At 68.7% G+C, this 18,958-nt stretch carries 17 protein-coding genes; 10 read left to right on the top strand and 7 right to left on the bottom strand.

From position 1 onward, the window contains the following. The first annotated feature begins 179 nt into the window (after positions 1 to 179). Both imuA' and GH2_RS08705 read left to right on the top strand, forming a co-directional pair. Positions 180 to 956 carry a DnaE2-dependent mutagenesis accessory factor ImuA' gene (gene imuA' / locus GH2_RS08710; protein ID WP_066165985.1) on the top strand — a complete coding sequence of 259 codons (777 nt, stop codon included), beginning with the start codon at positions 180 to 182 and terminating at the stop codon, positions 954 to 956. Further along, positions 953 to 2,533, top strand: a complete 1,581-nt coding sequence (locus GH2_RS08705) for a DNA polymerase Y family protein (RefSeq protein ID WP_239588586.1) — start codon at positions 953 to 955, stop codon at positions 2,531 to 2,533. Before imuA' ends, GH2_RS08705 begins: the two co-directional genes overlap by 4 nt. 21 nt (positions 2,534 to 2,554) lie before the next feature. On the opposite strand, the gene GH2_RS08700 is transcribed toward GH2_RS08705, so the two are convergent. Beyond that, entirely contained in the window at positions 2,555 to 3,616 is a 1,062-nt protein-coding gene (locus GH2_RS08700; RefSeq protein WP_066165982.1) for an alanine racemase, read from the bottom strand. A gap of 13 nt (positions 3,617 to 3,629) precedes the next feature. Then, on the bottom strand, positions 3,630 to 5,549 hold the full coding sequence (locus tag GH2_RS08695; RefSeq protein WP_066165979.1) for an SDR family oxidoreductase: 1,920 nt from the start codon (positions 5,547 to 5,549) through the stop codon (positions 3,630 to 3,632). A 161-nt stretch (positions 5,550 to 5,710) separates the two neighbouring features. On the opposite strand from GH2_RS08695, the gene GH2_RS08690 reads away from it, so the two are divergent. Continuing rightward, positions 5,711 to 9,007 (top strand): error-prone DNA polymerase, encoded by a 3,297-nt coding sequence (locus tag GH2_RS08690; RefSeq protein WP_066165976.1) that lies wholly within the window; start codon positions 5,711 to 5,713, stop codon positions 9,005 to 9,007. 122 nt (positions 9,008 to 9,129) lie between these two features. Continuing rightward, entirely contained in the window at positions 9,130 to 9,882 is a 753-nt protein-coding gene (nagB, locus tag GH2_RS08685) for a glucosamine-6-phosphate deaminase (protein WP_066165973.1), read from the top strand. Positions 9,883 to 9,900: 18 nt separating this feature from the next. Here nagB and GH2_RS08680 read toward each other — a convergent pair whose 3' ends face one another. After that, a complete protein-coding gene (locus GH2_RS08680) occupies positions 9,901 to 11,031 on the bottom strand; it encodes a citrate/2-methylcitrate synthase (protein WP_066166559.1) in 1,131 nt (376 codons plus the stop codon). 54 nt (positions 11,032 to 11,085) lie between these two features. Between GH2_RS08680 and GH2_RS08675 the strand changes: the two genes are divergently transcribed. Further along, positions 11,086 to 12,150 carry a citrate synthase gene (locus GH2_RS08675; RefSeq protein ID WP_066165969.1) on the top strand — a complete coding sequence of 355 codons (1,065 nt, stop codon included), beginning with the start codon at positions 11,086 to 11,088 and terminating at the stop codon, positions 12,148 to 12,150. 42 nt (positions 12,151 to 12,192) lie between these two features. On the opposite strand, the gene GH2_RS08670 is transcribed toward GH2_RS08675, so the two are convergent. Beyond that, positions 12,193 to 13,248 (bottom strand): PQQ-dependent sugar dehydrogenase, encoded by a 1,056-nt coding sequence (locus tag GH2_RS08670; RefSeq protein ID WP_066166556.1) that lies wholly within the window; start codon positions 13,246 to 13,248, stop codon positions 12,193 to 12,195. Between the two features lie 172 nt (positions 13,249 to 13,420). Next, positions 13,421 to 14,722: a cytochrome P450 gene (locus GH2_RS08665; protein ID WP_157086048.1), complete on the bottom strand. Its 1,302-nt coding sequence runs from the start codon at positions 14,720 to 14,722 to the stop codon at positions 13,421 to 13,423. A gap of 198 nt (positions 14,723 to 14,920) precedes the next feature. Here GH2_RS08665 and GH2_RS08660 point away from each other — a divergent pair, with 198 nt between their 5' ends. Then, on the top strand, positions 14,921 to 15,475 hold the full coding sequence (locus tag GH2_RS08660) for a TetR/AcrR family transcriptional regulator (protein ID WP_244885344.1): 555 nt from the start codon (positions 14,921 to 14,923) through the stop codon (positions 15,473 to 15,475). Between the two features lie 13 nt (positions 15,476 to 15,488). On the opposite strand, the gene GH2_RS08655 is transcribed toward GH2_RS08660, so the two are convergent. Continuing rightward, positions 15,489 to 15,953 carry a tRNA (cytidine(34)-2'-O)-methyltransferase gene (locus GH2_RS08655; protein WP_066165967.1) on the bottom strand — a complete coding sequence of 155 codons (465 nt, stop codon included), beginning with the start codon at positions 15,951 to 15,953 and terminating at the stop codon, positions 15,489 to 15,491. Between the two features lie 270 nt (positions 15,954 to 16,223). Here GH2_RS08655 and GH2_RS21740 point away from each other — a divergent pair, with 270 nt between their 5' ends. The 4 genes from GH2_RS21740 (at position 16,224) to GH2_RS08640 (ending at position 18,186) form a co-directional block, all read left to right on the top strand. Continuing rightward, on the top strand, positions 16,224 to 16,394 hold the full coding sequence (locus GH2_RS21740) for a hypothetical protein (RefSeq protein ID WP_169802431.1): 171 nt from the start codon (positions 16,224 to 16,226) through the stop codon (positions 16,392 to 16,394). Positions 16,395 to 16,576: 182 nt separating this feature from the next. After that, positions 16,577 to 17,440 (top strand): bifunctional methylenetetrahydrofolate dehydrogenase/methenyltetrahydrofolate cyclohydrolase, encoded by an 864-nt coding sequence (locus tag GH2_RS08650; protein WP_066165964.1) that lies wholly within the window; start codon positions 16,577 to 16,579, stop codon positions 17,438 to 17,440. Between the two features lie 2 nt (positions 17,441 to 17,442). Beyond that, positions 17,443 to 17,766, top strand: coding sequence for a DUF3017 domain-containing protein (locus GH2_RS08645; protein WP_066166547.1), 324 nt, complete (start codon positions 17,443 to 17,445; stop codon positions 17,764 to 17,766). 39 nt (positions 17,767 to 17,805) lie between these two features. Beyond that, positions 17,806 to 18,186, top strand: coding sequence for an ester cyclase (locus tag GH2_RS08640; RefSeq protein WP_066165959.1), 381 nt, complete (start codon positions 17,806 to 17,808; stop codon positions 18,184 to 18,186). Between the two features lie 10 nt (positions 18,187 to 18,196). Here GH2_RS08640 and GH2_RS08635 read toward each other — a convergent pair whose 3' ends face one another. After that, positions 18,197 to 18,958, bottom strand: a complete 762-nt coding sequence (locus tag GH2_RS08635) for an RraA family protein (RefSeq protein WP_066166544.1) — start codon at positions 18,956 to 18,958, stop codon at positions 18,197 to 18,199.

Genomic DNA, 18,958 nt, shown 5'->3' with positions numbered 1-18,958 from the left:
GGATGTGACTGCGGAGGCGCAGAAGCACCCCTGAGGTGGGGGTTTCCTGGTCCGTTGACTGTTGTCAGAGGGTGGTTCTACCATCGAACTCAAGTTCGATTGAGCGGCTTCTTCCCGGCCGTGGCGAGCGAGTCAGCAGGGCGTTGGACCACGAGTCCGACACGACGAGGGGAAGCGTCATGGGTGCAGCGGAGAAGTCCGGCGAACTCGAAGATCTACGCCGACGGCTGAGCCGACTGTCGGGTGAGACGGGTGCGCTCGCGGGCACGGCGTCGGGAGTGCTGTCGGCCGGAGTGGTGACGGTGCCGGAGGTGCTGGCGCCGCTGTTCTCGAAGCGGGGACTGCCGCGTGGCACGGTGACCGCTGTCGTGGGTGCGTCGGTGATCCCGATGTCGATCATCGCCGAAGCCAGCCGTGCAGGGGCGACGGTGGCGCTGGTGGGGTTGCCGCGGCTCAACCTGGCGGCTGCCGTGGAGATGGGGGCAGACCTGAGCCGGATCGCGGTGGTGACCGAACCGGGCGTCGATCGTCTGGAGGTGGCGGCGGTGCTGCTCGACGGTATCGACCTGGTGGTGTTGGGATTCGAAGACCGCCTGGGGCCGACAGGCGCGTCGGTGACACCGGCGCGGGCACGCGTGCTGGGTGGTCGTGCGCGGAAGCAGTCGTCGACGTTGATGGTGCTCGGTGATTGGCCGGGAACCGCCACGCGGGTGCGCGGCGAAGTCCGGGAGTACCGGCATCTGCCGTTGCGGCGCAGCGGGTACGGCCGGATCGGCGGATTCCGGGTCGACGTCCAGGTGTCGGCGCCGGGAGCGCGGCCGGTGAGTGAGGAGTTCGACCTCGTGGTGCCGGGGTTGGGTGAGGACGGAGTGATGCATTTGGTCCGGGCGGAAGAGGTCGGGGCCGGCGGCGTGGACACTGCCTCGGCCCGTCCCTCCTTGGCGGTGGCGAATTGACCGCGCCGATCGACGAGCGGCAGGGCGAGCGGCGACGGGTACTGGCGCTGTGGTGCCCGGACTGGCCGACGACGGCGGCGGCAACGGCGGCGGGACTGTCGCCGAGCGACCCGGTGGCAGTGCTGCGGGCGGGACGGATCCAGGCGTGCTCGCACTCGGCGCGGGCCGACGGTGTGCGGCGGGGGATGAAGAAGCGGCAGGCGCAGTCGCTGTGTCCGGGATTGTCAGTGCATGATGACGACCCGGTGCGCGACGGCAGGTTGTTCGAGCCGGTCGTCACCGCGGTGACCGGTGTGGTTCCGATGACCGAGGTGCTGCGCCCGGGACTGCTGGTGGTGGCAGCCGACCGCGCGGCGCGCTTCTTCGGCGGCGAAGGGCACCTGGCCGAACGCCTGACCGACGTCGTCGCCCAGGTGGGCGGGGTGACGGTGTGCGCAGGAGTGGCCGACGAGTTGTACACCGCCGTACTCGCGGCGCGGTCGGGGCAGACGGTGCCTGCGGGGTCGGACGCCGCGTATCTCGCGGGCCGTCCGGTGTCCGATCTGATCGTGGAATCGGCGTTGAGCGGCCCGGGACGGGAGGGGTTGGTGGATCTGCTGTGGCGATTGGGGATCCGGACTCTGGGAGATTTCGCCGCACTGGACCCCGCGGACGTCGCTTCACGGTTCTCCAGCGACGGCATCACTGCGCACCGACTGGCGCGGGGGTTGCCGGGGCGACGTCCGAGTCGAGCCCCGATCCCGACGGACCTGCACGTGGAACACGTCTGCGATCCACCGATCGAGAGGATCGACGCCGCCGCGTTCCTGGGGCGACGGATGGCGCAGGAACTGCACGAGCGACTGTCGTCGGCCGCGCTGGCCTGCACCCGGCTGACCGTCCACGCGTTCACCGAGCGCGGGCAGCGGCACTCGCGCACCTGGCGGTGCGCGGAACCGCTGACGCCGGAGGCGACGGCCGACCGCATCCGATGGCAACTGGAAGGGTGGCTGACCGGAAGCGCCGCCGGGGGCGAGGCACCGGACTCGCCGGTCGTGCGACTGATGCTGGAACCGGTGGAGGTGGTGAACCCCGGTGCGTTGCAGCATGTGCTCTCCGGTCCCGGACTGCCCGACGACGTCGCAGGCGGACTCGGAGACGGGGCGCGGCGTGCGCTGGTGCGAGTCCAGGGTCTGCTGGGCGGCGAGTCGGTGCGGGTGCCGGTGCGCAGCGGGGGTCGCGGGCCCGCCGAACAGGTGGCGCTGGTGGCGTTCGGCGATGCACCGCAGCCACCGCGCGATCCGGCGGCCGCCTGGCCGGACCGACTGGCGAGGCCGTCGCCGTCGTTGTTGACGCGGACCGAGGTCGAGGTGACCGATGCGGAGGGTGCGCCGGTCACGGTGAGTGTGCGGGGTGCGTTCAGTGCGCCGCCGGCCGCAGTGCGGGTGGGCGCGCGACGATACCGCGTGCAGTGGTGGGCAGGACCGTGGCTTTTCGGAGCGGAGGCGGCTCGCGCGCAGGTGCTGACCGAGGATGCGCGAGCCCTGTTGCTCTGCCTCCGGGAGGAGACGTGGATCGTTGAAGGGATCTACGAGTGAGACCGGGATGCTCGGTGGTCGTCAGGCGTTCGCACCGCGGGCGATCACCGGCCACGGTTCCGTATCGTCGCCCGGCGTGGTTCCCGCATACAGTTCGTCGACGAGATTCACCGCCGAGCACACGTGATTGGGGATCACGCGGACCACATCGCCCAACTCCGGGGTCCGGCTGCCGGCGAGAAAGTCGACGACCGCGTGATGCTCGGACAAGGAGACGATTCGCGCGTCGAGATGGTCGGCCAGTCGTCCGAAACCGGTGGTCCAGGCGGGACGATCGGCTCCAAGGATCTTGCTTCCCGCGTCGAGCACGATCCGTTCGCCGGAGACGCTGACGACGGTGGCGACGGCGGTCAGGGCGACGTCCTCGACGCTCGCGCTGCCGAGCTCCACCTGCTGTGCGTCGTAGAACGCATAAACGCCGGGACGGAGTTCGGTGACGACGCCGGGATCGGCGAGGCGGACCGTCGGCGTGGAACCGCCGCTGACGACCGGAGCGTCGAAACCGTGATCGCGCAGCGCCTTCGACGCCGCGGACAGTGCGGCGGCCTCCTGTGCGGCGGCGTCGCGAGCTGTTCCGGGGCCGTAGCCGTGACCGGGGAAGGTGAACACTCCCGCGACGTCGAGTCCGGCGTCGCGCGCGGCGATCGCGATCTCGGCGACGTGATCGGCGTCGACCCCGCTGCGGTGCATGCCCGAATCGACCTCCGCCAGGACCTGAACCGGTGCCCCGGCCAATCCTTCGGCGAGTCGTCGGGCACCGCCGATGGAGTCGACGCCCACGGACATCGTGACCCGATCGGCGAGGTCGCGAAGTCGGTGAGCCTTGCCCCCGGACAACCACAGTGGGTAGGCGATGAACAGATCGGTCACCCCGGCGTCGGCGAACGCCTCCGCCTCGCCGATCGTCGCCACGGTCAGTCCGACCGCTCCGACGGCGAGTTGTCGCTGCGCGATCTGCGCGCACTTGTGCGTCTTGGCGTGCGGACGGAGCACGACGTCGTGCTCAGCGGCCCACCGCGCCAGGGACTGCAGGTTCCGCTCGAGTCGGTCGACGTCGACGAACAGGTACGGAGTATCGGGCATGCGGTGATGGTGGCTAGTCGCCTCGACCGAGGGCGGCGTCCGATTCCGCGTGCATCAGGAAGTCCTGATGCAGCAGGCGGTTGGTGAGTCGAGGTGCGGCGTGATGCCCGAAGTCGATCAGATCGCCGAGCAGTGTGGTAACGCGCTGAGGCCGCTCGATCATCGCGTGCAGTACGCGAGTCGACGCCTTGTCGACGCTCCAGATGCCGCGGACGGTGTCGTAGGCGTTGGTCGGCACGATCATTCGGGTGCGCGTCAGCGGGATGCGCACATTGCTGAACGTGACATGGTCGGACAGGGTCTCGGCGCTGGTCGCATCGCTGAACGCCTCGAGCGCGGCCTTCGACGCGGCGTACGCGCCGAACCGCGGTGCACGGCTGAGGACCTCGATCGAGGAGACGTTGACGATGTGACCGGACTGTCGTGCCGTCATGTGGGGCAGCAGGGCGAGGGTCAGGTAGACGGCTCCGAAGTAGTTGACCGCCATGGTCCGGTGGTAGTCGTGCGAGCGGTCGACGGCGTTGGCGGTCGCGCGCCGGATCGACCGGCCGGCGTTGTTCACCAGGATGTCGACGTGATCGTGTTCGGAGAGCACCGATTTCACCAGCGTCTGGACGGCGGACTCGTCGCTGATATCTGCCGGGTAGGCATAGGCGCGTCCCAACGGAAGCCCGGGCTTGGGGACCTCGGCCTCGAGCTCGGCGGCAGTCTCGACGAGGCGGTCCGCGTCGCGCGCGACGAGGAAGACGGTGGCGCCGCGTCGGACGCACATGCGGGCCGTCGCACGGCCGATTCCGGACGATGCCCCGGTGATCAGGATGTGCTTGCCGACCAGGGGGCCGCGGGGATCATCGCGGCGGTGGCGCGCGGGATCGAGGTGCTCGAACCAGTAACGCCACAGCCGGGGCGCGTAGTCGTCGAGCTGCGGCAGTCGGATGCCGAGGGCGTCGAGCTGAGCGATGGTGTCTGTGCTGCGCACGATGACGGGAGTGGCGGCGGCATCGAGTGCGGCCGGCGGAATCCCCGCCTGTTCGGCGACGAGATCGCGCCCCGAGCGAAACGGGCTGCGTCCGCTGAGGACCAGCGCCGGGCGCACGAGAGTCGACGGGACGGCGGGGAAGCCGCGCGGGCCGTCGAAGGCGGGAGAGATCGCGTTGAAGAGGTCGATGCTGGTGCAGGCGTCGGGGTCGGCCAGATGGAAGACCAGTCCGCTCCGCCCGGGCTGCGACTCGGCGAGGGCGACGATGGCCTCCGCTGCGAAATCGACGGGCACCAGATTGAGCCGGCCGAAGTCGGGCATCGGCAACGGCAGGAACGACGGCAACTGACCCAACTGCGTGAGGTGCCCGAAGAACAAGTACGGGCCGTCCGCCTTCGACGTGGCTCCGGTGACCGAGTCGCCGACGACGGCGCCGGGCCGGTAGATGCGCCACCGCAGGCCCGCTGTCTCGCGGACGACGCGCTCGGCGTCGAACTTGGTCCGATGACAGCCCGTCGGGAAGCCCTGACCCAGGTCGAAATCGTTCTCGGTGAAGTCGCCGTCGTGATCGCCGGCAACGGCCAGTGACGACAGGTGATGCAGCATCGCGCCGTGGTCGACCGCGAATTCGGCGACGCGTCGAGTGCCCTCGACGTTCACCTCCCGCTGCTCGGCGTCGTCGGCGCTCACGTCATGAAGGGCGGCCAAGTGGATGACGTGGTCGATGGGGCCGAGTTCGCTGCCCCGCAGTCCGAGGCCGTCCTGGGTGATGTCGCCGACCACGGTGATGATGCGATCGTGACCGCTGACCTGCTCCATCAGACTCGCGAATCGCGGCAGCGTGCCGGGGCGCACGAGGACATGGACCCGCGAAGAATCGTCGCGGGCCAAGAGTCGCTCCACGACTCGACGGCCGATGAAGCCGCTTCCGCCGGTCACGAAGTAGCACGTCACCGAGTCAGAATCGCACAGATACAGACAGACCTGAATGATTTGGCGCCGGTTTCGGGTCTCTGATCGACGAAAGGTACGCGTTTTGTCCTGTTCGCGGCGTGATTCCGCCTCGACTCTCGCCGACCCTGTCATAGATCGAACGTATGTTCTATACTCGTCGAATGGGCTGGAACAACGGGCCTCCGACGTGGTCGGAGATGGAGCGGGTGCTGTCGGGGCGCGCGCCGGCCCGGGGCGACCGACCCGGTGAGACATTCCCGCCCACCTTCAACGGGGCGCAGGTCGGCGACGGGGGAGATTCTCCGGCGTGGTCGCGCAAACGGGGCGCGTACGAGGCCGCCGATATCGAGTTCGGGACCTCGACGATCCCGTACGCGGAACTGCATGCCCACAGCGCCTACAGCTTTCTCGACGGCGCGTCGATGCCCGAGGCCATGGTCGAGGAGGCGCAGCGGCTGGGGCTGCGCGGGCTGGCACTCACCGACCACGACGGCTTCTACGGGGTGGTGCGCTTCGCCGAGGCCGCACGCGAGTTCGGTCTGCCGACGGTGTTCGGCGCGGAACTGTCCCTGCAGCGCGACGCCGCCCGCGCAGGTGCGGTCGATCCGCCGGGGGAGCACCTGCTGGTCCTGGCCCGCCGCGACGAGGGGTACCGCAGGCTCTCCCGTGTCATCGCCGACGCCCACATGAGCGGCGGCGAGAAGGGGTTGCTGCAGTACGACGCCGAGGCCATCACCGAACACGCGTCCGCCGGACACTGGCTCATTCTCACCGGCTGCCGCAAGGGAGCGGTACGACGAGCCCTCGACCGCGGCGGCCGGCGGGCGGCCGACGCGGCGCTCGGGGAGATGATCGACCGATTCGGGGCGGGCAACGTCGCCGTCGAACTGAGTCCGGGCGCCGGATCGGACGACGACGAACGCAATGCCATCCTGGCCGGATTGGCGGCGTCGCACCGCATCCCGACGGTCGCCACCACCGGAGCGCACTTCGCCGCGCCTGAGAACGGACGGCTCGCAACCGCCATGGCCGCGGTGCGAGCCCGCACCGATGTGACGACCATCGACGGGTGGCTGCCCGGCGTCGGCGGAGCCCATCTGCGCACCGGCGACGAGATGCTGCGGTTGATGCCCGCGCATCGCGACGCCATCGACAATGCCGTCGCCTTCGCGCAGGAATGCGCGTTCTCACTGGGCCTGATCGCACCGAACCTACCGCCCTTCGACGTACCCGACGGCCACACCGAGGCCTCCTGGCTGCGGGAACTCACCGAACGAGGAGCGCGCGGCCGTTACGGCACCCGCGACCAGCGACCGGACGCGTACCGGCAGATCGACCACGAGCTGGCGATCATCGAGACGCTGACCTTCCCCGGTTACTTCCTCGTGGTCCACGACATCGTCACGTTCTGCAAGGACAACCGCATCCTGTGCCAGGGGCGAGGCAGTGCCGCGAACTCGGCGGTCTGTTATGCACTCGGGATCACCAACGTCGACCCCGTTGCCAACCACCTGCTCTTCGAGCGCTTCCTCTCGCCCGAACGCGACGGCCCGCCGGACATCGACGTCGACATCGAGTCCGACCGCAGAGAAGAGGCCATCCAGCACGTCTACGCCAAGCACGGCCGCACCCACAGTGCGCAGGTGGCCAACGTGATCACCTACCGCGGCCGCTCGGCGGTGCGCGACATGGCGCGCGCACTCGGCTACGCCCCGGGCCAACAGGACGCCTGGAGCAAGGTACCCGACTCCGCGCCCGATGACGTCCGCGAACTCGCCGCCGAGATCTCCTCCCTGCCACGACATCTGGGCATCCATTCGGGCGGCATGGTGATCTGCGACCGTCCCATCGCCGACGTCTGCCCGACGGAGTGGGCGCGGATGCCCGGCCGCAGCGTCCTGCAGTGGGACAAGGACGACTGCGCCGCCGTCGGCCTGGTGAAATTCGACCTCCTCGGCCTCGGAATGCTGTCGGCGCTGCATTACATGATCGACCTCGTCGCCGAGCACGACGACCTGCATGTGGACCTCGCGGCCCTCGACCTCACCGAGACCGCGGTGTACGACATGCTCTGCCGCGCCGACTCGGTCGGCGTCTTCCAGGTGGAGTCGCGCGCACAGATGGCGACGCTGCCACGACTGAAGCCGCGCAACTTCTACGACCTCGTCGTCGAAGTCGCGCTGATTCGACCCGGGCCGATCCAGGGCGGTTCGGTGCACCCGTACATCCGACGACGCAATGGACTCGAATCGCCTGCGTGCGAGCACCCGTCGATGGAGTCCGCGTTGGGGCGCACGCTGGGCATCCCGCTGTTCCAGGAGCAGTTGATGCATCTGGCGCGCGATGTCGCGGGGTTCGACGGCGGCGAGGCCGACCAGCTGCGTCGTGCGATGGGATCGAAGCGGTCGCCGGAGAAGATGGAGCGCCTCAAGAAGCGGTTCTACGACGGGATGCGCGAGACCAACGGCATCACCGGTCCGCTGGCCGACCGCATCTACGAGAAGATGGCCGCGTTCGCCAACTTCGGCTTCCCGGAGAGCCATTCGCAGAGCTTCGCGTCGTTGGTGTTCTACTCGGCCTGGTTCAAGCTGCATCATCCGGCCGCGTTCTGTGCCGGTCTGCTGCGGGCCCAGCCGATGGGGTTTTACTCGCCGCAGTCGCTCGTCGCCGACGCCCGCCGCCACGGGGTGCAGGTGCAGCGGCCCGACGTGAACCGCTCCCTCTCGTACGCGGGACTCGAACGCAACGACTCGGGACGCCTCGACGTGCGGATCGGGCTCGGCGCGGTCCGCGGACTCTCGTCGGACACCGCCGAGAAGATCGTGGCGGCGCGTGTGGCCGGTGGCCCCTTCACCTCGGTGGCCGACCTGTCGCGTCGCGTCGACGCGACCACCGCCCACCTCGAATCGCTCGCGACTGCCGGTGCGTTCGAGAGCCTTGGCCTGGATCGCCGAGCCGCCCTGTGGGAGACGGGGATCGCCGCGGGCCGCCGCGACGAGCACCTGGACATCACCTCGCCGCGCGCCGCGCCGACACTGCCGGGCATGTCCGATGTGGAGTTGACGATCGTCGACGCCCTGTCGACGGGGATCTCGCCGCGGTCGTACCCGACCGAGTACCTGCGACCTCGGCTGGACGCGATGGGGGTGGTCCCGGCGAACCGGCTGCTGTCGGTGGCCGACGGCAGCCGGGTGTTGGTCGGAGGCGCGGTGACGCACCGGCAACGACCGGCGACAGCCTCGGGTGTCACCTTCGTCAACCTCGAGGACGAGACCGGCATGGTGAACGTCGTCTGCTCGGTCGGGCTCTGGGCGCGGTACCGGAAGCTGGCGCAGACCGCGTCGGCGTTGCTCATCCGCGGCAAGGTGCAGAACGCGGAAGGCGCGGTCACCGTGGTCGCCGACCGACTGCAGAAGCTCGACCTGAAGGTCGGCACCCGATCACGAGACTGGTGCTGACACGTGACCGCTGCCGCCGGCGAGCGGTGCGCACGGAAGTTCGGCGAACGAGGCCGCCGCGGCCGCGCTAGCATCACGTCGACTCATCTCACGCAGCACCGGCACATCAGGAGGAGCCCGCCATGGAGGTCGTGATCGTTGATCACCCGGAGCAGGTGATGGCGGACATCATCGCGGACGCAGTGAGAGAAGGTGCGTCGACCCTGGGCCTGGCGACCGGCTCGTCGCCGCTCGCCACCTACACCGAACTGATTCGGCGGCACACCGAAGAGGGGCTCTCGTTCGCGGCGGTGAACGCGGTGCTCCTCGACGAGTACGTGGGCCTGCCGACTACGCACCCGGAGTCGTACGCACGCTTCATCCGCGACAACTTCACCGATCACATCGACATCGGCGACGTCCACTCCCCGGACGGGATGGCCGCCGACAGCAGGGTCGCAGCGCAGGCCTACGACCACCTCATCGGGCAGGTCGGCCCGGTGGACGTGCAGATCCTCGGCATCGGCAGCAACGGCCACATCGGCTTCAACGAGCCGTCGTCGTCGCTCACCTCACGCACCCGGATCAAGACCCTCACGCGGAAGACGCGTGAGGACAACGCCCGCTTCTTCGACGACGACCTCGACCAGGTGCCGATGCACGTCATCACGCAGGGGCTCGGCACCATCTGCGACGCTCGGCGGCTCGCACTGGTGGCGACCGGAGTCGGCAAGGCCGACGCGATCGCCGCGGCGGTGGAGGGCCCGCTGTCCGCGGCGTGCCCGGCGTCGATCCTGCAGTGGCATCCGAACGCGACGATCGTCGTCGACCCCGCGGCGGCGAGCAGGCTCAAGGACGCCGACTACTACCGATACGTCTACGCGAACAAACCCTGACGGAGTCCGTGCCGCAGCTCAGGCCCGGTGCGGCTCCGGACCCACGTAACGTGCGACCGGGCGGATGATCTTCCGCTCGGCGGCCTGTTCCAGGATGTTCGCGGTCCATCCGACGATGCGGGCGACGCCGAACGTCGGCGTGAACATCTCCGGTGGCAGGCCAACCTCGCTCATCAACACGCCGGCGTAGTACTCGACGTTCGCGTACAGCTTGCGGCCCGGCTTCAGTTCATTGATCGCCGCCTCGATCTCGGCTTCGACGGCGATCGCCTGCTGAACGAGCGGCGAACTGTACCGCTGTGTGACGACCTCCTTGAGCAGTTCGGCGCGCGGGTCGTGGGTGCGGTACACGGCGTGGCCGAAGCCCATGATGATCTCGCCGCCGGTGATCTTGCTGCGCACCCACTCGCGGGTGTTCGCCGGATCGCCGATCTCCTCGAGCGCGGCCAGGGCGCGGCCCGGTGCTCCGCCGTGCAGCGGACCGAGGAACGCGCCGAGCGCCCCGAGGATCGACGAGGTCATGTCCGAACCGGACGACGCCACCACGCGACCGGCGAAGGTCGACGCGTTGAAACCGTGATCGATGGTGGTGATCAGGTACGTCTGCAGCGCGTCGACTGCGGCCTGCTCGGTGACGCCGGTCGACATCCGCAGGTAGTCGGCTGTGTGGCCGGCACTCGGGTCGGCCTCGACCACATCGAGTCCGCGGGCGAGCCGATACGCCGCGGCGACGACCGTCGGTGCGATCGCGGTGTATTTCAGTGCGGCGGCGGTCCGTTCCTCCTCCGCGAGATCGAAAAGCGGCCGTTCCAGAATGCCTGCCGAGGCGAGTGCGAGTCGGAGGGCGGCGAGCGGCTCCACCTCGGGCGTGACGGTCTGGCGCAGGAGATCGACGGTCGTGCCGTCGAGCACGCGGAGTTCACCGATGCGCTTGGCGAATGCGGCCGACTCGGCGGCGTCGGGCAGATGTCCGCGATACATCAGATGCCAGACGTCTTCGAAGCTCGCGGTGCGCGCCAACGCGGTCGCGTCGTACTCGCGGTAGTGGTAGAAGCCCTCGTTGCCGCGGACGTCGCCGATCGTGGTGTCGGTGACGATCACGTTCTTGAGTCCACGCGGGACGGTGATCAAGCCGTTCACATCTGTCATGCCGCTGAGTCTGCGCCCGTTGATCGACATCTGCAATGTTGATTGAATCAATGCGTGGAGCAGTGGATCACGACGTCGGAGGCGGCTGCCCGACTCGGTGTGAAGCGCGGGACGCTGTACTCGTATGTGAGCCGGGGCGTGCTGTCGTCCAAGCGGATGCCCGGGCAGGCGGAATCCTTGTTCGACCGCACATCGATCGACTCGCTCGCCGCAGTCAAGAACGAGGGCCGACGCAGCGGTGATCGCCTTCTGAAGTTCCGCGCCGTCGCCAGTCGCGTCTCGACCATCGACGGCGATCGCCTCCTCCTGCGTGACCGTGACCTCGACGAACTGGTTGCTGAGGCCGACTTCCGGGAGACTGCGCGACTGGTGCTCGATGCCGGTGAGCCGGTTCCGCCGCCGGAGATCGATCTCGCTGTGGTCCGACAGGCGCCGCTGGAACGGCGCATCCCGCTGGCGGTGGCGCTCGTCGCGGCCGCGGACCCGCATCGGTCAGCTCTCGGCGACGTCGGCGGCCGCGTGCTCGGTCTGCTGCCGACGTTGGCCGCCGCGGTTCCGGAGATCGACTTCGCGCATCCCTGGGTGGACCTGCTGGCGACCGTTCTGATCGACAACGGCCTCGCTGCATGCACCACAGCGGCGCGAGTGGCCGCCTCCGCACGGGCCGGCGTCTTCGACGCACTGCTCGCCGGCTATGCCGCGCTCGCCGGTCCGCTGCACGGTGGTGCACCGGCGACGGCCCGCGCCCTGCTCGATGCGATCATCGACGGCGCCGACATGCCGCGAGCGATCGCCGCCGCGGTCAGTGACGGCACGGTGCCGGGATTCGGCCATCTGGTCTACCGCGGCGTCGACCCGCGGGCCGCGATCGTCCTCGACCGCGTCCGGGTGGACCTCCCGGAGTCGCGTGCGCTCGCGGCCGCGGAAGCCATGGCACAGAACGTCGCGATTCCGATCAATGTCGATCTCGCGACCGCGGTCGTCGCCTGGGAGCTGGATCTTCCGCCGCGCGCAGGCGAGGTGCTGTTTCAGTACGGCCGCACCGTCGGAATGGCCGCTCATGCGGTGGAGGAATACGGCGAGACGCCCCTGCGGTGGCGCGGAAGCCGCACCGGATAGCGGCGTCGCGACCGCGCGGACATCGTCTGGCCGGCCCGGGTGTCAGGGCACCAGCCGCAGGATCCGGTCGTCGTTCGGGCGGGGGTCGCCGCGACCGTCGGTGTTGTTGGTCAGCACCCACAGGGATCCGTCCGGGGCGAGGACCACGTCGCGGAGCCGACCGTACTGGCCGACCAGATGCCCGCGTGACGCGGTCAGGTCAGTCAGCGGAATCTCGCGGAGCCGCTCACCGCGGAGGTTCGCGATCCAGATCGACCCGGCGGCGATGGTCATTCCACTGGGACTGGCGTTGGAGGGCTCCCACTGTTGGACGGGGTCGGTGAAGCGGTCGTCGTGGGCGATGCCCTCGACGGTCGGCCAGCCGTAGTTGCGACCGGGCTCGATCACGTTGAGCTCGTCCCACGTGTTCTGGCCGAACTCGGAGGCGTACAGGGTGCCGTCATCGTCCCAGGCCAGGCCCTGCGGGTTGCGGTGCCCGACGCTGTAGACCGGCGAACCGTCGAACGGATTGTCGTTCGGCACGTCCCCGTCCGGGGTCAGCCGGAGGATCTTCCCGGACAACGATCTGTGATCTTGTGCGGCTGCGGGATCGCCCGCGTCGCCGACGGTGACGTACAGCATGCCATCGGGCCCGAAGGCGATCCGACCGCCGTTGTGATATCCGGCCGCGGCGATCCCGTCGAGGATCGTGGTCGGAGTTCCCAGCCCGAGCGAGCCGGGCCTGCCGGTCAATTCGAACCGTTCTACGCGGTTCTCGTCCCCGGCGGTGAAGTAGGCGTAGAGAAAACCCGCATCGGCGGCGATGCCGAGCAGGCCGCCCTCGCCGGTCGGCGTTGCGCGCTCGACCGTGCCGACCACGCGTCGCCTGCCGGTGGCGGAGAGTTCGAAGATCTGGGCGGAGTCCCGCTCGCTGATCAAGGCGGTGGTGCCCTCGAACGCGATCGACCACGGCGCGGACCACCGGGAGGCGACGGTCGTGACGTCGACGGTCGTGACATCGACGGTCGCGGAGCCGTCACCGGGCGCGGCGGACCCGTCAGATGGGCTCACCTGCCCGGGAGGTGACCCGTCGGGGTCGCTCGTGCAGCCGACCACCATCGTGGTCGCGAGGAGGAGCGCGAGCAGCCCGACGCTCACGGGCGGACGAGAGTCCCTTCGCGCGCCCCGCAGCAGTCGACGCGCGCGCCCGATGACAGAAAAGTGTCGTCGCATCGGTCGCCACGACCGATCCGACGACACTATTTCTCCGTGCACCACAATCCTCCGTCCCTCAGCGTCGTCGTGTCACCGCCATCCGGCCTCCTCGCGCCGGTGCGTACGCGACACCGCGCGAATGCCACCGCTCGTCGGCGGCGGTGGTCGTCGCCGGTGTGAAGGTCCGCAGCATCTCACGCAGCACCACGTCCATCTCCATGTGCGCGAACGCCGCGCCGATGCAGCGGCGCGTGCCCCCGCCGAACGGCAGCCACGCCTGCGGCGGCTTGACGTCGATGAACCGACCTGGGTCGAACCGTTCCGGATCCTTGAACTGGCGACTGTCGTCGTGCAGGAGTGAGATCGCCACGAGGACGTTGGTGCCCCGCGGGATGCGATAGTCGCCGAGGGCCAACGAGTCGGCGACCACGTGGCGGCCGAACAGATCGATGACCGGACGGCTGCGCTGCACCTCATGAATCGTCGCCGTGCGCAGTGCCTTCTCGTCGGTCTCCGCTTCCGCCGCCAGGTCCGCGAGGATCTGCGGATGGCGGGTCAGTCGTTCGACGGCCCAGGCGAGCGTGGTGGCGGTGGTCTCGTGACCTGCGGCGAGGAGGGTGAGCAACTCGTCGGAGATCTCGGCGTCGGTCATGGCCGCACCGTCGTCATAAGTGCTCTGCAGCATCAGCGCCAGGATGTCGCGGCGGTCGGCCAGTGCGGGATCGGCGCGCGCCTCGCGGATCAGCGAGGTGACGACGGTGTTGTACTCGGCACGTTGGGCGAGGAATCGAGTCTGCGGGTTCAACCGCCCGCCGACGGTCGGCAGGGCGGGCAGTGTCGAGAGCCTCGACCCGGCCGCGACCAGCGACGGCATCAGCCGCCGCAACTCGTCGAAGTGCGCGCCGTTCGCGCCGAAGACGGCGCGGAGGATGACGTTGAGCGTGATGCGCATCATCGGTTCCATGGTTGGGAACGGTCGACCGATCGGCCAGTTCGCCGCCTCCGATGCGAACTCCTCGGCGACGATGGCCTCGTATTCGGTGATCCGCTTGCCATGAAGCGGGGGAGTGAGGAGGCGCCGCTGACGGCGGTGGTCGTCGCCTTCGACGGCGAAGATCGAACCGGGGCCGAGGGTGCGCCCCAGATTCGGGCGCATGTTCACCACGACATCCGATTTCGCCAGGTACACCTGTTTCGCGAGCGCGGGATCGCTGACGAAGACGGTATCGCCGAACGTCGGCAGCGACATCGAGAAGACCGGACCGTAGCGGGCCGAGAGCTGATGGAGGACGCGACGGCGGTTCACCACGAACCCGGCGCCCTGCAGCGCGGTGGGAATCCGGGGACCTGGCGGCAGCTCGGGGTCTGCGTGCCGCATGCGTGCCGAGATGGTCGATGTTTGAGTCACCACCGTGTCCTTTCGTCGAAGCGGACGCGGGATCGAGTCCGCCAGCAGGCTGGTACCGCTCAGTACCAACGGTACGATGAAGTACCAGCCTTGCCAAGGGGTGGCGTCATTTTCTTGTCGGAAGACGGAAGGGAACACGCGTTGACGCTCGCTGAAGACCGTCAGACCGTGCGTGCACGGCTCCTCGATGCCATGGCGGAATGTCTGTCCGAACGCGGTTATCGGGCGACGACGATCGCCGACGTCGTTCGGGTGGCGCGGACGTCGAAAAGATCGTTCTACGACGAGTTCTCCGATAAGGAGCAGTGCTACCTGGAGCTGATGGCTGCGGTGAACGTCCGCATGCTCGCGGCGATCGAGCACGCCGTCGATCCGACTGTTCCGTGGCGGGATCAGGTGGAGCAGGCGGTGCGCGCCTACCTCGACGTGTGCGACACGAATCCGGGGACCACCTGCAGCTGGGTTCGCGAACTCCCGGCTCTCGGCGCGTCGGCGCGCGAGGTGCAGTCGGCCTCGCTGGAGGCGTTCATCGTGTTGATGGCCCGACTGACCAGCACCGAGCAGTTCCGCGACGCGGGGATCTCGCCGATGCCGCGCGAGGTGGCGGTCATCGTGTGGGGTGGAATACGGGAGTTGGCCGTGTCGTCGATAGAGAGCGGTCGCCCGCTGCGGTCGTTCGAGTCGGCGATGATCGCGGCGTGCAGTGCGTTGGCGGGCGCCTGAGTCGCGTCGGCCGTCAGACCGCGCCGTCGAATCCGTGCTGACGCCACGCTTCGTACAGCGCCACCGACGTCGCGTTGGCGAGGTTCATGGATCGACGGTCCGCCAGCATCGGTATCCGGAGTTGGTTGGTGATGTGCGGATCGTTCAGGACCTCGTCGGGCAGGCCTGTCGGTTCCGGGCCGAACAGGAGGACGTCGTCGGGCTGGTAGTCGACGTCGGTGTAGAAACGGGTGGCCTGCGCCGTGAAGGCGAACACGCGGGTGGGCTGGAGGCTCTCCCACGCCGACGGCAGGTCGGGGTGCACGCGCACGTGCGCCATCTCGTGATAGTCCAGACCGGCGCGCTTGACCTGCTTGTCGGTCATGGTGAATCCCAGCGGCTCGATCAAATGCAGTTCGCACCCGGTGTTCGCAGCAATGCGAATCGCGTTCCCGGTGTTCGGAGGGATTCGAGGGCTGAAATACATGATGCGGAACACGATCGCTCAGGATACGCCTTGACTGATGTCGAACGGTCGTGCGATGATGGTTTGTCCGCAGCAAATCGCGTTGATCCTCTCACGATCCGCCCACACCGCCTGCGTAACTCATGAGGACCTCAGGGTCTGGGCTCGCGCGCCGATCGGCGTCAGCGAGCCGCGAGAACCTCTTGCAGTACCCGTCCCCGGGCCGACAACGGCGCCCGAGACCCACGACATTCCGCAGCGGCTGCGTGCCGCTGCCACACAGACATGCCAAGGAGGCATCACATGCGAAACAACATCACCACCCCGAACATCAGTACCGCGGAGAGCGCCGTCACTGACCTGGACCCGAAGCAGACTGTCTGGTTCCAGATCGACGACGCCACCGGCTTCTACGTGACCGTCGAGGAGTTCCTCGCCGTCGCGCGCTCGCAGGTCGCAGCGGCAGCCGCCTGATCAGCAGGGATTCGGCTCGCCGATCTTGACCGCAGAGAGCACTGCGTCGCCCTCGCCGACCGGACTTCCCGGGGCGGGGGTCTGAGCGACGACGATCCAGTTTCGATCGAGGATCTGGTGTTCCGGTCGGTTTTCGAGTCCGACTGCAGGATGTTGGCGATTCAGTGGAAGAATGGAGACCCGTGACGGCGATTCGACTGGACGGCAAACTCACCCGCGACGAGATCTTCACCGATCTGCACGCCCGAGTGGCGCGGCTCAGGGAAGCGGGCATCACGCCCGGCCTGGGCACCGTGCTGGTCGGCGACGACCCCGGTTCGCAGTCGTACGTGAAGGGCAAGCACTCCGACTGCGCCAAGGTCGGGATCGCCTCGATCCGCAAGGACCTCCCGGCCGACGCGACCGCCGAGCAACTGAACACCGCGATCGACGACCTGAACGCCGATCCGGCGTGCACCGGGTACATCGTGCAGTTGCCGCTGCCGAAGCACCTCGACGAGAACGCGGCGCTCGAGCGCATCCTGCCCGAGAAGGACGCGGACGGTCTGCATCCGATCAACCTCGGCCGCCTGGTCCTCGGCAAGGACTCGACGCTCCCGTGCACTCCGCGCGGTGTCATCCACCTGTTGCGGCGCTACGACATCGAACTGAATGGCGCGCATGTCACCGTCGTCGGGCGTGGCGTCACGATCGGTCGGCCGATCGGGCTGCTGCTGACGCGTCGCAGCGAGAACGCCACGGTCACCCTGTGCCACACCGGAACTCGCGACCTCGCGGCCGAAGTGAAGCGCGCCGACATCGTCGTCGCCGCAGCAGGCGTCCCGCATCTGATCACTCCGGACATGGTGAAGCCCGGCGCCGCCGTCGTCGACGTGGGCGTCAGCCGCACGGACGCGGGCCTGACCGGCGACGTGCACCCCGACGTGTGGGAGGTCGCAGGCGCGGTGTCGCCGAACCCCGGCGGTGTGGGCCCGCTGACGCGCGCCTTCTTGCTCGCCAACGTCGTCGAGCGCGCCGAAGCGCAGTTGGCCGACCGCGAGGGCTGATGATGTCCGACGACGTCGACGGCCGTGTGGAGTCGGTCCGCCGCGCCCGCAAGATGCACGGCTTCATCGTCAGCATCCCGTACTACATCGTCCTGACCGTGATCGCGTTCGGCGCGGTGCTGGTGGTGATGGATCGCTGGCGTCGCGGCACCTTCGTCTTCGGGTCCGCGATGCTGCTCGGCGCGGTGTTCCGGGCCTTCCTCCCGGCTAATCGGGTGGGACTGCTGCAAGTGCGCAGCCGCCCCTTCGACATCGCAGCGATGGCGACGATGGGCGGCGTCATGCTGTGGCTGTCGACGTCGATCTACTCGCTGGGCACGGGGTAATCGACCACTCCGGTCCGCGGATGTGCCACGGTGGGGTGCATGAGCGAATCCACCGTGGACGCCCGAGAGCTGTATCGTCGCTGGATCGATGAGCTGTGGAACGGGCCGAACGACCTCGCGAAGCTCAAGGCCGTCGCCGAGAGTCTGGTCAGCGAGGACTTCCTCGGGCACTGGCCGAGCGTGGAGGTCGCGGGTCCGGGCAAGCTCGCAGCCTTGATCGACGCGACGAGATCGTCGTACCGGGACCTGGTCTTCGAGATCGAAGTCGGCCCCTTCGCCGACGAGGGCTTCGTCGCCGGCCGGTGGGCGGGCCAGGGCGCGACGTCCGATGGTCAGACCGTCTACTTCTCCGGCAACGACATCCTCACGGTCCGCGACGGACGATTCACCGAATACTGGGTGGCCTCGAGTGAGATGTGAGGCTCCGTCGTCACGTGGGCGTGCCGCCGCCTGAGGTGCGGGCGACCAAGTCGGCGAGGTCGGCGGCAGCGTCGATCACCCTGAGTAGACGGGCTTCGGCGACCTCGGCCGCCTCGCACCGATCGACCACATCAGGCACCACCGCGAACGGAATCACGGCGACCCCGTTGCGGTCGGCGACCACGTAGTCGCCGGGTGCCACAGGAACGCCGCCGACGCTGACGGGGCCGTTGAGCTCGGCGACGTCGAGCCGATAGCGCGCTGCCTCGGGACGCACGCCTCGACTCCAGACGGGAATCCCGGCCGCGACGATCGACGCGGTGTCGCGAATCGATCCGCTGACCACGCAACCGGCGATCTGCGCCTTGCCCGCCCACTTCGCCGAGAGCGCGCCCATGACGGCGCCCGGACTGTCGTCGGGGCAGTCGAACACTGCGATGTCGCCCGGTTCCCCGAGGCCGTACAGGTCACGGTCGCCGAAGACGTTCCCACGCCCGATGACGCGATTACTGGTCACGTCGCCGTCGAGCCGCCGGTAACGGAGAGTGACCGCAGGGCCGGCTATCGTCGCGGTCGGCACCAACGGTGACGCGACGGACGCGTCAACGCACCCGCCGACGCCGAGTTCGTCGAGTGCGTCGGCGACGGCGCACGATGCGTCGGCAAGGCGACGGAGTCGGCTCGCGTAGTCCGTGGCGTGCCGCGGAATCGACAGCGCGGAGATCAAGGTCTCGGGTAGCCGTCCGGTCAGCCTCCGGCGCGGATCTGACAT

Origin of the sequence: Gordonia hydrophobica NBRC 16057, assembly GCF_001592365.1 — a bacterium.
GTDB lineage: Bacteria > Actinomycetota > Actinomycetes > Mycobacteriales > Mycobacteriaceae > Gordonia > Gordonia hydrophobica.
This window is presented reverse-complemented; position numbering and strand designations above follow the sequence as displayed.